Raw genomic sequence first — 14,192 nt, 5'->3', positions numbered from 1 at the left:
CAGGAAAGAACGGTCGAGTAACGACCGCTTCAAGAGAGATTATGCGCTAGGTGCTTCGGCAGCTTTTGCTTGTGCAAGAGCGACCTTAGAAGCCTCGTCCTGTCTCTTTTTATCTTTGGCAACAATTGCTTGTCCGCCTTTTCTTTCTTTGATACGTCCTGCTTTTCCTTTTTTATCACGGAGATAGAAAAGTTTTGCACGACGAACAGATCCTTTACGAACGAGTTCAATTCTTGCAATACGTGGGCTATGAAGTGGGAAAATTCTTTCCACTCCGATATCATAGGAAACTCGTCTTACAGTAAACGTTTTGCTTTGTGATTTATTCGCAATAGAGATCACAACACCTTCGTAAACCTGAACCCGTTCTTTACCAGATTCAACGATTTTGTAGTGAACTTTTACCGTATCACCAATTTCGAAATTAAGTTCGTTCTTTGCTTCGCCTGCGAGTGCTGTTTCTAGAATCTGATTCATGGCTTCCTCTAAGAATGATTTCTTGTTTTGCGGTTTTTTTGCCGCCATTTACGGATCTCTTCATGATGGCCCCCGAGGAGCACATCTGGAACAGTCCAACCCATAAAATCATAGGGTTTTGTATACTGAGGGTATTCTAATTCTTCTGTTTCGTTGTGCGACTCTTCGAGAAGGCTTTCTTCTTTTCCTAAAAACCCCGGAACAAACCGAGAAAGGCAATCCGCAACAACGAGAGCAGCTAAATCCCCCGATGAAATAACATAGTTTCCAATGGCCACTTCCCTGTCAATTAAATGCTCTGTGACACGATGGTCGACCCCTTCATAGTAGCCGGAAATAAAGGTCAAAGTCTCCGAAGACTCATAAATCTCCCGAGCGAGAGTTTGGTTAAAAAGTTCTCCCGAAGGACTGAGGAGAATGACCTTACCTTTGTTTTCCCCAAGGGATGCCAAAGCCCGGTAGACAGGACCCACTTGCAAAAGCATCCCGGGACCACCTCCGTAGATGGTATCATCTACCTTTTGGTGTTTGTTGTCGGCAAAGTCTCGAAGTTGGATTGTGTTAATTTCTACAACCCCCTGTTTGACCGCCTTTCCCGGAATCCCGGTTTCAAAATAGGATGTGATTTTTTCAGGAAAGAGAGTGATGAAATTAAACTTCAAACCACTGCTCCCAATGAATGATTTCTAAAGTTTTGGATTCTAAATTCCAATCCCCCACAAACCGGTTTAGGAAAGGAATAAGAACCGTTTCCCCCTCACCGGATTTTGGTTTTAATTCCAAAATCGGATGGGCAGGGTTGTCAATCACTTGGGTGACAATGTATTCAAGAGAAGTATTCGATTCTTTAGAAATGGCAAGAAGCCCAACCAAATCCTCTGTATAAATTTCGCCTTCGTTTGGTTTGGGTAGTTCTTCCCTTTTCCATAACAAAGAAAATCCTCGGTATTTGACAACCGTCTCAGGAGTGTCATACCCTTTCAATTTTAGAAGGAAATGGTTTCCGTTCTGTTTGATTTCTTCAATTTGAATTGTGGATTGATTTCCACGCGGGTCTTCTACAGTGCAGGTGAGCGGTGCTTTTACGTATTGAAGGGTGTCACCTTCTGTAAACAGTTTGATGAGCCCTTTGATTCCATGTGAGGATCCAATGACCCCCACTTTCACTAAACTTGGTTTAGTCGACAATTTCTAAAGTATAGTTTTTACCTTGTTTGGTACCGGCGGCTTGTAACACTGTACGCAAAGATTTTGCAATCCTTCCGTTTTTTCCGATAACCTTCCCGAGGTCTTTTGCGGCTACCCGAAGTTCGATCACTGTTTCTTCCTCTCCGGGGACTTGGTTGACTGCCACTTGTTCTGGTTGGTCAACGAGAGATGTAACGATATAACGAACCAAGGATTCCATGTATCAATTAACCTTTGAATTTTGCCCAAACGTCGTCTTTTTTCAAAAGAGCAAGAACCGTATCCGTAGGCTGCGCGCCTTTTTTTAACCAAGAAATTGTTTTTTCTTCATTGAAAGTTGCTTTTTTCACAGACGAAGTAGATGGGTGGAAATGCCCAATCGCTTCAATGAACTTTCCGTCACGAGGAGCACGGATGTCTGCTGCTACGATGCGATAGTGCGGGTCTGCTTTTGTTCCCGTTCTTTGTAATCTTAATTTAACCAAGGAAAAATACCCCTTTTATAGCGAGTTTTTTGAATCGGGACGATCTGTCAAGAGCGAGTTCTGACACTAACAGCGAGTTCCTTTAATTTTTTACCCTGTGCATTCGGATCTCCTGTTTTATAGAGACCAGAACCCACAACGGTGATGTCCACACCAAGACGTGCCAGTTCTTCCATATTGGATTCGTTCACCCCACCATCTACTTCCAATTCAATATTGTAAGGTTTCGTGAGTTTACGAACTGCGGCAATTTTCTCAAACCCCGATTTCACAAAGGACTGTCCATAAAAACCAGGATCCACAGTCATAAGAAGTACAAGATCTAAATATGGAAGGATTTGCGAAATAGACTCTGGTGGAGTTTGCGGATTGAGAGAAACTCCCACTTTGATTCCTGCTTTTCGAATCTCTTCTGCAAGTCTCACAGAGAAGTTCGTGGTTTCAATATGGAAGGTGATACAATAGGGATTTAGATCAAAGTATTTGGGAACATGGAGTTCAGGATTACTGACCATGAGATGCACATCGAGTGGGATTTGGGTATGGGACTTTACTTCTTTGGTAAAGGCTTCGCCGAAGGAAATTTGTGGCACAAAGTTTCCATCCATCACATCAATATGGATGAGGTCGATACTCTCTTGTTTGTAAGTGGGAAGCTCCTGGGCTAGTCCCGTAAGTTTTGCAGCGAGGATTGAGGCAGAGATTTTCATCTTAATAAGTTCCTTTGAGTTTCCAAACCTTTGCCACACCAGATTCTTTTCCCGTGAGTGTCACTTTAACATTCCCTGCACGGTAGATAAGAAAACGAACTGGTTCATCTTCTTTCAAACTTTGGTTTGTTAGAATCTCTTTTTCGATTTCAGTATCTTCACCCGGTTTTGTGTAACTGACTTTAGCTGAATAGACATCATCATCATCCACTTCATACGTAAGGAATTCATAATCTTGGACGAAAGACTCAGAAGGTTTCAAAAAGAAGGCTCCCACTTCGGCCCCTGTGGGTTTTAATTCAAAAGAAGAAACAAGGCCATGGGATTCACGAAACTCTGGTTTGGTGGTTTCTTTCAAAAGGTAAGGAATTTTTTTTCTCTGTAAATAGTCGATCACAAAGGGAACGGGAGTGCCGACAAACTTTGTCGAATCAGTCGGTTCATTGGCCGATTGGTTGGATTTTTTTTCGGGATTTGCTTCTGTTACGAGTAAGTAAATTTTTTCGCCGGAATGAGTTTCTTTCCCCGGCGTAGGAATTTGGTCAATAATGGTATCAGCAGGTTCATCCCCCACAGCTGGCACATAAGTAATCCCACCAATTTCCAGAGGAACATACACTTCCCCAGAAAGTACTTTTTCTAAAATGGCTTTGGCGCGTTTTAAATCCTGACCTTTGACATCAGGGATCGTCACCCGATCAAATCCAATATTGACAGTGAGATAGAGTTTTGATCCTGCTTCCACTTCCTTACCCGGATCAATGGACTGCGAAAGAATGATTCCATCTGTTTTTTCGGGAATGCGCTGGGTTTCCAAACGGACCTTGAGTTGGAGTCTTTGGAGTTCGTTATGAACTTCAATGTAGTTTTTACCGATCACATAAGGCATCATAACCTTTTGTTCTTCTTTGGTTCGAACTACGACCACTAGGAAGGCAGCCACAAAAAAAACAAGGAGCCCTAAACCAACAAATAGAACATAACCACTGTAAGGTAGAATTTTTAGAAACTTTTCTTTCACGTAAATGATTCTCCGGCTAAAACCCGCGCCCCATTGAAAAACTCAAATCCTTTCATGGGTTTTTTACCTTCGGGTTGTAAGGTATCTATACCAAGCAGGTTTCCGTCTCCACAGAGGCAGAAAAGCCTTTTTTTCTGGTATAGGAAAAAGGAACCGGGGATGAGCCCTTCCGGTTTAACGATGGGTTCTACAGACTCATCTGGTAGATAGGAGGAAATCAGGATGAGTTTTTTTCCCCGAAACTCAGTGATCGCCAAAGGATCAGGATAGAGTGCTCGAATCCTGTTATGGATACTCATTGCAGATTCTGTCCATAAAACGGGCCTGTCGGCTCCCGTGATCTTTTTGCAATGGGTGGCTTGCATTCCATCTTGCGGCTGGGATTTCCACCTGGTATCTGTGGATTCCAATTGTTTTAGGAGGCGGATGAGTTCCGTCGCCCCATCCTTAGTAATCGATTCCAATAGAGAAGCTGTGGTTTCCAATGGACCCACCTGCCACGATTTCTGCGAGATGATATCCCCCGAATCCACTTCCTTGGCCAAATACTGAATGGTAAATCCAGATCTCTCTTCACCACTGAGGAGGAAACTTTGTACAGGCGAGGCCCCACGGTATTTTGGTAACAGACTTCCATGGAGATTGATGCTACCAAACTTAGGATCTTCGAAGACTATTTCTGGAACAATCGATCCATAAGCATAAACAATGTGGATGGGAGAGCCATAAGCTAAAATCTTTTTTTGAGCCTCTTCATCGGTTCTTAGTTTTGGGGATTGGATCACGGGAATTCCTTTGGCCAGGGCCAATTCCTTTACGGGTGTGGGTGTGATGGTTTGTTTTCGACCCACTGGTTTGTCGATGTTGGTGACAACAAAATCAACCTGGATTCCCGCATCGATTAAAAGAGATAATAATTCTTTTGAGTGTTCAGGGGATCCAAAGTATCCAATCGAAAGTTTCATATTTGTTTTCCTATTATACTAGTTCCAGAGGATCCAAATCGTATTCAATATAACATTTGGAATCGACTTTAAATTTTGATTTGGTATCTCGCAGGAGATTTCGTAAAGTAGTGATGGATTTTGATTTTAACAAAATATGATACCTGTAGTTATTATCAATTTTGTAAAAAGGGCATTGGCTTGGTCCAAGAAGAATGACTGATTCATCAATCCCTTCTTTTAAGTTTTCCGCATACAAAACAGATTGTTTGTTGGCAATTTCTTCGTATTTGGATCGAAAAACTAACCTCGCCAAACGAGAAAAAGGTGGGTAGAACAAATCCCTTCTAAAAGTTAGTTCCCATTCAAAAAAAGCCGGATAGTTCTGTTCCATTGCCATTTTAAGAACGGGGTGTTCTGGATCATTGGATTGGATAATCACCTCTCCCCGTTTTTCACCCCGCCCCGCCCTACCCGCCACTTGGGAAATGAGTGAATACGTCCTTTCACTACTGCGGAAGTCAGGAACCCCAAGTCCATGGTTGGCGTTAAGGATTCCTACAAGGGTTACGTTTGCATAATCAAGTCCCTTGGCGATCATTTGGGTTCCGGTAAGAATGTCTAAATTTCCTTCGCCTAACTTTTCCAATACGTCCCGGGTGACCTCTTTATTTTTGGAACTATCCTGATCCAATCGTTCGATCCTTGCTTTTGGAAAATGAGAAAGAAGATACTCTTCTAATTTTTGTGTTCCCGCACCAAATAGATCCAAATCATCTCCATGAATGGCTTTTAGACTTTGTAAGGTGGATTTATAACCGCAGAGATGGCACCTGACAGTTTTATCCGAATGATAACAAAGGGTGGCAGTGCACTTAGGACAATGGATGAATTCTTTTGTGGTTGTGGAATAAATGAAGGGATTGTACCCGCGCCTGTTCAAGAGAATGATGGTTTGTTCTTCTTTTTTTAAGCGATCGGCAATTTTAAATTGTAAGTCCCCCGAAAGAAGGTCTGAGTCTTCTTTTTTATCGGTAATTTCCACAGAAGGAAGGGAGGCTTGCGGATTGGCTCGTTCTTTCAGTTCCGAATAACCAATCTGACCTGCTTTGGCAAGATAATAGATCTCCACACTGGGAGTCGCAGAACCTAACAAAAGTTTTCCGCCAGTTTTTCCAATTCTTTGTAAGGCAACTTGGCGTACATGATAGCGGGGAGAGCCGTGTTCTTTGTAGGATGCGTCATGTTCTTCATCCAAAATGATAAGATCGATATTGGACAAAGGTGCAAAAACAGCAGACCGAGTTCCGATACAAATCCGTTTTTTTCCCTCTTTCAAATCCAAATAGTTTTGGAACTTTTCTGAGGTACGTAAATGCGAATGAAGGACTGCCACCTGTCCGGGGAAAATTCTTTCTATCCTTGCGATAGTGGGATAGGTTAAAGAAATCTCTGGCACAAGAAAAATCACAGACCCTTGGGGTTTACGCAAAACCTCTGCCATAAGATGCATATAAACTTCGGTTTTCCCACTGCCTGTAATTCCATACAATAAATGGGTTTGTGCTTTCGAACCGGTTTTGATTTCTTCTAGGGCTTTATTTTGCGATCCATTTAACGGATGTAATAGTTCAGAATGGATTTGGACTGGCGTCCCATTTTGTTTTTTTCTTTTTTTCCCTTTAGGAACCATAAGAAACAAAGCTTCACCAAGCGAAGACAGATAGGTATCTGCCATCCACTGAGCCAGATCCAATTGTTCTTCTGTAAGCACTGGTTCCGAATCAATGGCCTTTAGAATGGATAGGGTTTCGTAATTAGGTTCATTCGAATGGATTTCTGTGACAACCCCCTCCCATTCCTTTCCATTAAGAGGTACAAACACGCGAACTCCACGCTCCAAATTCTCTATTCCTTGCGGAATTTCATAGGTCAGTGTTTTACTTTCCCAGGAAAGGTTTAAAGCAACTTCTGCGTATTGGATCATTAGAGATAAGGTTTTAAAAGTGATAGATGAGTGATAAAACTTTCTTCCAATTCTTGTTTCTCTTTTCCATATTGAAAGAGATTGGATTCAGAATCTGTTTTTTTGGCCTTTTCACCAAGAAATACAAGTGCTTCGGGAGATCTTGTGGTGACAATGGGAATGGATAGACCTGATAAATCCCAATTCATTTGTTTTCCAAGAAGTTCTTTGGCCTTCTCGGGTCCAAACAAAAGTTTGGCGGAAGATCCAAGAACCACAATCATTTTGATCCCGTATTCTTCGACCGTTTCCTTTACATGGAATTTACAATTTTCTACTCGAGCCGACCAGTCAGTTTCTTTGGAATCCGTATGAGAGAAAGTACAAGCAGGATATTCTTGGTAAAAAAATTCTTCAAAGGAAAAACCAAACACCGTTTGAACAAGATCTCCCCAACTACTTTCTGTTAGTTTATCCTTAAAAATTTGATTGGGTTTTGTTTTGGTAAAAGGTTTTTCTTTTGGATTCGTGGCTCCTGTATAGTGAAGGATAAGGACCGGTTTTCTTCCTTTGTGCAGAAATTGGCGCACTCCGCTGAGTTTTCCTTGGCAAAAAGTGCAGGAAAAGTTTACCAAATCTTTATTCTTTCTTTGGTTTTCCTTTTGCTGTTTCTTTTGAATTTCTATAGATTCAGGTACTTTCGATTTCCAAGGAAAAACAAAATCATTAGGATCCTGTTCTTCTTGAAATCGGTAAACAGAAACAGCCTTGTTTTGAAGTAAAAATTTAGCCTCTGTTAGAATGTCTGTAAATCGTGTTAAGATTGATTTTTGATCCATACTAACCTTCGTTCAATTGTTCCACTGAAATATTTAAGGAACGTAATTTTCTATATAAATGTGTGCGTTCAATGCCTAATGCTTTGGAAGTGCGAGTCACATTTCCCTCGCAAATTTGTAATGTTTTAATGATGTATTGACGTTCAAACTCTTCCTTTGCATGTTTTAAATCACCGCGAGCCACCATTTCATTGGCTTTTTTGAATCCATGTAACGCTTCCTTTACATCCTTTGCTCGGATGGTTTCTCCTGGAACCAGAATACTCAGTCGTTCCAGAATATTTCCTAGTTCCCTGACATTTCCAGGCCAAAAATGAGAAGTGAGTGCATCGAGTCCTTCCCGATCAATGGTTTTAGATGAAAGTTTGTTTTCAGTAATGGATTTTTTTAAATAATATTCTGCAAGTAAAGGGATGTCTTGGTTTCTATCTCGAAGAGGGGGGAGTTCCATAGGGATCACACTTAATGCATAATACAAGTCTTCTCGAAAGCGGCCTTCCCGAATGGCTTCTTCCACATTGGAATTGGTGGCGGCAATGATTCGGACATCGACCGACACCGCTTCCTTTCCGCCCACTCGGTCTAATCTCTGCTCTAGTATGGCTTTCAAAACTTTGGATTGTACGGCGGGGGTTAAATCACAAACCTCATCCAAAAATAAAGTCCCATTCTGAGCCGCTTCCCATCTTCCAATTTTAATTTCACTGGAATCACTTACACCAGAACTCTCCGAGCCAAATAACTCTTGTTCTAAGATATCTTCCGAATATTCAGCACAATTAAATTCAATATAAGGTTCATTTTTACGTTTGGAGTTTTGATGGATGGCTCTTGCTGTTAACTCTTTTCCAGTTCCATTTTCACCAAAGATAAAAACACGAGCATTGGTTTGTGCCGCTTGGAAAATTGCGAACTTAACTCGTTGGATAGAAGAGGACTCACCAAGAATTTCATCCACTTCCAATTTGAATTCAGGAATCTCTGTATCCTTTGTTTTCTCTAAAGCAGATTCAATCGTTTGGATCACTTTCTCAATAGATAGTGATTTTTCCAAAAAATCTACGGCTCCTTTTTTTGTTGCATTAACGGCAAGTTCGATGGTTCCATGACCAGAAATCATTACGATCGGCAATCCAGGATATAGTTTTTTGCATTCATCCAAAATGGTGAGTCCATCTTCTTTTCCCACCCATACGTCTAACAAAACAAGCGATGGTCTTTCTTTCGATAGAGCTTTGAGTAATGCCTTTCCATTGGCAAAATCTTCCACCGAATAATCTTCATCCTCCAAAATCACACGTAAAGACTTTCGAATTTCTGTTTCATCATCTAAAATATAAATTAATTTCTGCATTAGTGAATATCCAAAGGAAGTTCAATTCTAAATTTACAACCACCTAACTTGGAATTCTCCACAGCAATGTGGCCATGATGGTCAATGATTGTTTTTTGAACAATGGCAAGGCCAATACCTGATCCATGTTTTTCCTTAGTAGAAAAATAAGGTTCAAATATTTTTTCCCTCCATTCTGATTTCAGGCCTGGCCCGGAATCATCAATTTCAATCACTATAGATTTCCGTAGGGCCTTCTTTTGTAATTTGGACATGATACGAATCTTTTTTCTTTTGAGGCTTAAAATATCCATTTCCTCTTTTGAATTTTCAGATGTTTGGATAGCCTCAACAGCATTTTTGATTAAGTTATTGATAACGCCCAAAAACAACCGTTTATCGAGAAAAACTTCGGGCAAATTTTCAGCTAGTTTCAATTCAAACTCAATATCGGTGGTATCCTTAAAAAGAGCAACCGCCTCCTCCAAAATGGGATTTAAATTTTGATTAATTAGAACAGGAACAGGCATACGCGCAAATTCACTAAACTCTTTCACTAGGTGTTCCAATACACGCACCTGGCCAATAATGGTTTCCGTCGCATCAAAGATGACAGACTCTAAATTCTCTGATTTGGGATTTTGAAATTTACGTTGGATTCTCTGGGCAGACAACTGAATCGGTGTTAGAGGGTTCTTGATTTCATGGGCCATACGTTGCGCCACTTCTTTCCAAGCTGCAATCCTTTGGGTATGCATCAGTTCTTCGGACTTTGCATTCAAATCACTGACCATCTGATTGAAACTATCAATGAGAATCCCCATTTCCCCTTCTTCCGTTTTTTCCAAACGAATATCAGATTCCCCGAGTGAAACTTTTTTAGTAGCATTTGCTAAGTTGATGATTGGCTTTGAAATTCTACGCGCAAATAGAAAGGAAAATAAAATTGCAATAAGAAACATTGCAAAAGAAAAAGTGGCAATCGTTATACGAACACTAAAAGGAATTTTTTCTTTCCAAAGGCTGACCTTTTCATAAGTGGAAGTCGCATTTACGATATTTTGAACATCGGCTTCCATACCTTGATGAATTCTTTGACCTACGTAAACTTCCTTCCCTTGTTCTAAAAAAAATTTACATAGGATATAGGACCTATCACTCAAATACAAACGACTGACAAAAATACCGGGACGTTTTGATTCTATAAAATCAAGCCCCTCAATACTGCGGAACAAACCTCTAGATTCAAAACGAAGTTTTTTCGATTCCACAAACCCCAAATAGTATTCATTTTTTTCAAACAACCCATTTTCCACACCTTTCCGGAAAACGGTGTATCCATCAGTGTTTAGTCCAAATAACCTCGAACGCAATGTATTCACTTTTTCGATAAATTCTGTCTCGGTTCCCTTTTCTTCATTTTCGACAATCAAATTCGCCGAACGAAGTGCATTGGAAATATCCACTCGGTAGAAACCTTCGATGAGTTTACCCGTAAGATTAGAGGAAAGGATGAAAATAGGTAAAGATGGAACAAGGGCCACAAACAAAAAAGCAAGCGTTAGGCGGTAGCGAATAGAACTCCGTATTTTTCCAGTTTCTCTGTTTCGGCGATTGCGATAAACATAACTTAAAATGAGTGAGAGGATGAAAAAAGGAATCAGGATAAATAAATAAGTATCGAGTTTCGAGAAGAAGGATATATCTTCCTCTTGTCTGAAGAAAACTAATTCAGAAAAACCAATGGAAACTCCTAAAGTGAGGAAAAAGATAAAAATATCGCGTAAATAGTATCTGTTTTCATCAGACAAACGCGGAAGTATTTTTAAAAATTTAAGTTGCATTGGTTTCAAAATTTTGCGCAACCAAAACCTCTAAAGCAAGAAGTGCCTCCTCTTCTCGTTTTCCATCTGCCTTAACATAAAATTCAGAACCTGGTCCTAATGCTAACATCATAAGGCCCATAATGGATTTTCCATTGACTTCTATGTCATCTTTAACTACAAAAATTTCACAAGGAAAACTTGCTGCTACCCTAACAAATAACGATGCCGGTCTTGCATGTAACCCACTGCTGTCTTCTCTAATCTTTAATTGGATTTGTTTCAATGGCACTCTGTTGTATGTATGTATTTAGTTTATTAGAAAATTCTTTAGCACTATTTTTTCCCATTTTACGCAAACGTTGGTTCATTGCTGCCGTTTCAACAATAATAGGAATATTCCTTCCTGGTTTGACAGGGATTTCGATATAGGGAACAGAAACTCCGAGGATTTCTTCCATACTTTGTTCGATTCCGGTTCGTTCATATTCTCCAGAGGTTTGTTCTTCCCATTCTTTTAAATTTATAATGAGTTCAATGAGTTTATGATCACGAACAGAACCAACACCAAACAAATCTTTAATGTTCAAAATCCCCAAACCCCGAATTTCCATATGATGGCGAAGTAGATCAGAACAAGATCCAATCAAATAACTTTCACTTAGGCGACGAATCTCTACCATATCATCGGCTACAAGTCTATGACCACGTTCAATAAGTTCAAGTGCTGTTTCACTTTTTCCAACACCGGATCGCCCAGTCAGTAAAGTTCCAATTCCAAAAACTTCAATAAGAACACCATGACGCATGGTCCTCGGAGCAAGGGCTCTGTCTAAAATTTGGGAGATAAGTGTGATGAAACGATGGGTTGCAATTTCTGTTTTAAAAAGTGGGATCCCTTTCGATTTGGCTCTTTCCACAAAAGGAATTTGTGGTTCGTTCCCATGTGTATAAATGATACAATTCAAATGGAATTCAAAAAATTTCTCGGTGATTTCATGGAGTTTATCTTCTGATAATGAGTTAAGATAGGCCCATTCTCCTTTTCCTAAAATTTGGATGCGGTCATTAGCAAAAAAGTCGAAAAACCCCGTAAGGGAAAGCCCGGGGCGATTGATTTCTGCGTTGTTGATCCGGTTGGTAAGTCCGGCTTCTCCAGTAATCAAAATCAATTGAAGATCATCATGATCTCGTAAAATCGTGTCAACAGTGATCCCAGGAACTGGCATTGGTTTACCCCTTTAGAGAACTGATCCGTTTCCTTTCGTTAGAAGGAAGGATTCTTAAGACCTTTCTATACTTTGCGACTGTCCGACGGGCAATTTCAATTCCTTTTTTCTCCATAAGTTCAACGATGTCTTGGTCTGACAGAGGATTATTCTCATTTTCCTCTTTCACCAAATTACGAATGATTTCATGAATTTTTTTTGAACTTTCCTTTCCTCCTTCTGTGGACTTAACTCCAGAAGAAAAAAACCATTTAAGTTCAAAAATTCCCCAGGTAGTTTGAATGTATTTATTTGTTGTTATACGAGAAATTGTAGATTCATGAAGGTTTAGTTTTTCAGCAACTTCCTTTAATGTTAAAGGTTTGATAAATCCAATCCCTCCCCGAAAAAAATCAACCTGAAAATCAATGATACAACTTACGACTCGTTGTAAGGTTTGCCTTCGTTGTTGAATGGAACGAATGAGCCATTGTGCTGAACTATATTTAGTTTGAAAATATTCTTTCTCTTTGGGAGGGAGTTTATGGTTTAATAGTTCTCTGTATTCTTCTTGGATGGATAGTTTTGGTAACCATTCATCATTGATAAAAATATTAAACTCACTGCCCACTTCCTTAACAACAACATCTGCTACCACATAATCCACCTTCCTTCCTTGGTAGGTAGTGGCAGGATAAGGTTCTAATTTTTTTATCAAACGTGCGAGTGTTAAGATTTCTTCTTCCGTGATTTTGAGGTTTTTGGCAATTTTTTTATAATCTACTTTTTCTAAGTCTGATAAAAATTCGCCAATCAATTGGTGCAGAAGAGTATTATCAGGAAAAAGGATTTTCCCTTGGATGAGAAGGGTTTCTTGCATATCCTTGGCGCCAATACCGATAGGATCTAGTTCATTCACCACTTGTAAAACTCGTCTAACTTTTGCCTCTGGATATCCCATTTCCTTGGAAACAATGCCTAAATCATCAGTGATAAATCCTTTATCATCGATCATACTGATGAGAACTTCACCAATTTCAAACTCCAACTTAGTAAGTTTGATCATTCGTAATTGGTTTAACAAATGTTCTTCTAAAGTTTCTCCACGAGTGGATGACTCGATATATTTTTGGTTTCTGTCACTCGCTTCTGTATCATAAGACCTGGGACCTTCTAATGAATAGGAATCCTGCCAATTGACATCTGTACTTTTTTCATGATTTAGTTTCTCTAATCGTTTTACTTCATCGATAGAGAAAAGTTCCGGCATCTTGGTTTTTTCATCTACACCCACTTCATCTAAAAGTGGATTTTCCAACAGTTCGTTTTGGATTTTATCAGAAAGTTCTAAAGTAGATAAAGACAAAAGTTCAATGGACTGACGTAAGTCCTGGGTCATCACTAATTTTTGCGTTTGGCGTTGTGAAAGTGAAGCCCCGAGTTTCATTTATAACTTAAAATCCTCTCCGAGATAAATTCGTCTGGTTTCTGGATCGTTAATCAAATCATCTGCGGTTCCAGAAATGAGAATCCGTCCGCTATACATGATATAAGCCCTATCGGTAATTTTCAAAGTCTCTCTTACGTTGTGATCCGTAATCAAAATTCCAAGCCCTCTTTCCTTTAAAGATTGGATTACATTTTGAATATCTTTAACTGCAATCGGATCCACTCCTGCAAAAGGCTCATCTAACAGGATGAAGTCTGGATTAGTGACAAGAGCCCTTGCTATTTCGCATCGCCTTCTTTCTCCACCAGAAAGTGTGTAACCTTTTTGGTTGGCAACACGCATGATTTGTAATTCCATAAGAAGTTCATCCCGACGGCGAATGATTTCGTCTCCAGGAAGATTCATGGTTTCTAAAATGGCTTCCAAGTTTTCAGCAACAGTTAATTTACGAAAAATACTTGCTTCTTGGGCTAAATACCCGACCCCCATCCTTGCACGAATGTGCATGGGTGCTTTGGTAAGGTCTTCATTATCAATGAACACATGACCCTCGTCAGGGGTCACAAACCCAACACTCATATAAAAACTGGTCGTTTTTCCGGCACCATTGGGACCAAGAAGGCCTACAATTTCGCCTTTTTGAATATAAAAACTAACACCATCTACAACCTTACGTTTGTTATAGATTTTAACAAGATTCTCCATCCGAAATGTTTTTACATTCGGATCTATATCCCGTTTGACAGTT

Annotated in this window: 16 protein-coding genes; all 16 read right to left on the bottom strand. The window is 39.9% G+C overall.

The window, feature by feature from the left end:
- Window positions 1-39: 39 nt before the first annotated feature.
- From rplS to lptB, 16 genes are read right to left on the bottom strand one after another with little or no spacing between them, the layout of a single operon-like run.
- On the bottom strand, window positions 40-477 hold the full coding sequence (rplS, locus tag LEP1GSC199_RS15755) for a 50S ribosomal protein L19 (RefSeq protein WP_039927118.1): 438 nt from the start codon (window positions 475-477) through the stop codon (window positions 40-42).
- Window positions 478-485: 8 nt separating this feature from the next.
- The gene (gene trmD, locus LEP1GSC199_RS15750) at window positions 486-1,139 is read right to left on the bottom strand and encodes a tRNA (guanosine(37)-N1)-methyltransferase TrmD (RefSeq protein ID WP_002987146.1); all 654 of its coding nucleotides are present in this window, start codon (window positions 1,137-1,139) and stop codon (window positions 486-488) included.
- A complete protein-coding gene (gene rimM, locus LEP1GSC199_RS15745) occupies window positions 1,129-1,665 on the bottom strand; it encodes a ribosome maturation factor RimM (protein ID WP_083901962.1) in 537 nt (178 codons plus the stop codon). The genes trmD and rimM overlap by 11 nt, the downstream gene beginning before the upstream one ends.
- Window positions 1,655-1,885, bottom strand: a complete 231-nt coding sequence (locus LEP1GSC199_RS15740; RefSeq protein ID WP_002974362.1) for a KH domain-containing protein — start codon at window positions 1,883-1,885, stop codon at window positions 1,655-1,657. Before LEP1GSC199_RS15740 ends, rimM begins: the two co-directional genes overlap by 11 nt.
- A gap of 7 nt (window positions 1,886-1,892) precedes the next feature.
- The gene (gene rpsP, locus LEP1GSC199_RS15735) at window positions 1,893-2,150 is read right to left on the bottom strand and encodes a 30S ribosomal protein S16 (protein ID WP_002987273.1); all 258 of its coding nucleotides are present in this window, start codon (window positions 2,148-2,150) and stop codon (window positions 1,893-1,895) included.
- Between the two features lie 47 nt (window positions 2,151-2,197).
- The gene (gene rpe, locus LEP1GSC199_RS15730; RefSeq protein ID WP_002987150.1) at window positions 2,198-2,860 is read right to left on the bottom strand and encodes a ribulose-phosphate 3-epimerase; all 663 of its coding nucleotides are present in this window, start codon (window positions 2,858-2,860) and stop codon (window positions 2,198-2,200) included.
- A 1-nt stretch (window position 2,861) separates the two neighbouring features.
- The gene (locus LEP1GSC199_RS15725; protein ID WP_002987007.1) at window positions 2,862-3,881 is read right to left on the bottom strand and encodes a PASTA domain-containing protein; all 1,020 of its coding nucleotides are present in this window, start codon (window positions 3,879-3,881) and stop codon (window positions 2,862-2,864) included.
- Window positions 3,878-4,846, bottom strand: coding sequence for a methionyl-tRNA formyltransferase (gene fmt, locus LEP1GSC199_RS15720; protein ID WP_002986948.1), 969 nt, complete (start codon window positions 4,844-4,846; stop codon window positions 3,878-3,880). The genes LEP1GSC199_RS15725 and fmt overlap by 4 nt, the downstream gene beginning before the upstream one ends.
- Before the next feature lie 13 nt (window positions 4,847-4,859).
- Window positions 4,860-6,812 (bottom strand): replication restart helicase PriA, encoded by a 1,953-nt coding sequence (gene priA / locus LEP1GSC199_RS15715; RefSeq protein ID WP_002987304.1) that lies wholly within the window; start codon window positions 6,810-6,812, stop codon window positions 4,860-4,862.
- Window positions 6,812-7,630: a hypothetical protein gene (locus LEP1GSC199_RS15710; protein ID WP_002987125.1), complete on the bottom strand. Its 819-nt coding sequence runs from the start codon at window positions 7,628-7,630 to the stop codon at window positions 6,812-6,814. Before LEP1GSC199_RS15710 ends, priA begins: the two co-directional genes overlap by 1 nt.
- A 1-nt stretch (window position 7,631) precedes the next feature.
- A complete protein-coding gene (locus tag LEP1GSC199_RS15705; protein WP_002986975.1) occupies window positions 7,632-8,984 on the bottom strand; it encodes a sigma-54-dependent transcriptional regulator in 1,353 nt (450 codons plus the stop codon).
- A complete protein-coding gene (locus LEP1GSC199_RS15700) occupies window positions 8,984-10,807 on the bottom strand; it encodes an LIC_11548 family sensor histidine kinase (RefSeq protein WP_002987438.1) in 1,824 nt (607 codons plus the stop codon). The genes LEP1GSC199_RS15705 and LEP1GSC199_RS15700 overlap by 1 nt, the downstream gene beginning before the upstream one ends.
- Window positions 10,797-11,072 carry an HPr family phosphocarrier protein gene (locus tag LEP1GSC199_RS15695; RefSeq protein ID WP_039927061.1) on the bottom strand — a complete coding sequence of 92 codons (276 nt, stop codon included), beginning with the start codon at window positions 11,070-11,072 and terminating at the stop codon, window positions 10,797-10,799. The genes LEP1GSC199_RS15700 and LEP1GSC199_RS15695 overlap by 11 nt, the downstream gene beginning before the upstream one ends.
- Window positions 11,047-12,015, bottom strand: coding sequence for an HPr(Ser) kinase/phosphatase (gene hprK / locus LEP1GSC199_RS15690; protein ID WP_002986936.1), 969 nt, complete (start codon window positions 12,013-12,015; stop codon window positions 11,047-11,049). Before hprK ends, LEP1GSC199_RS15695 begins: the two co-directional genes overlap by 26 nt.
- 4 nt (window positions 12,016-12,019) lie before the next feature.
- Window positions 12,020-13,441 (bottom strand): RNA polymerase factor sigma-54, encoded by a 1,422-nt coding sequence (rpoN, locus tag LEP1GSC199_RS15685; RefSeq protein WP_002987060.1) that lies wholly within the window; start codon window positions 13,439-13,441, stop codon window positions 12,020-12,022.
- Complete coding sequence (lptB, locus tag LEP1GSC199_RS15680) at window positions 13,442-14,149, bottom strand: LPS export ABC transporter ATP-binding protein (protein WP_039927115.1); 708 nt, start codon at window positions 14,147-14,149, stop codon at window positions 13,442-13,444.
- Between the last annotated feature and the right edge of the window lie 43 nt (window positions 14,150-14,192).

Origin of the sequence: Leptospira vanthielii serovar Holland str. Waz Holland = ATCC 700522 (assembly GCF_000332455.1) — a bacterium.
In the GTDB taxonomy this organism is placed as follows: Bacteria; Spirochaetota; Leptospiria; order Leptospirales; family Leptospiraceae; genus Leptospira_A; species Leptospira_A vanthielii.
The sequence above is the reverse complement of the archived record's forward strand: the minus strand, read 5'-3'. Positions and strand labels throughout refer to the sequence as shown.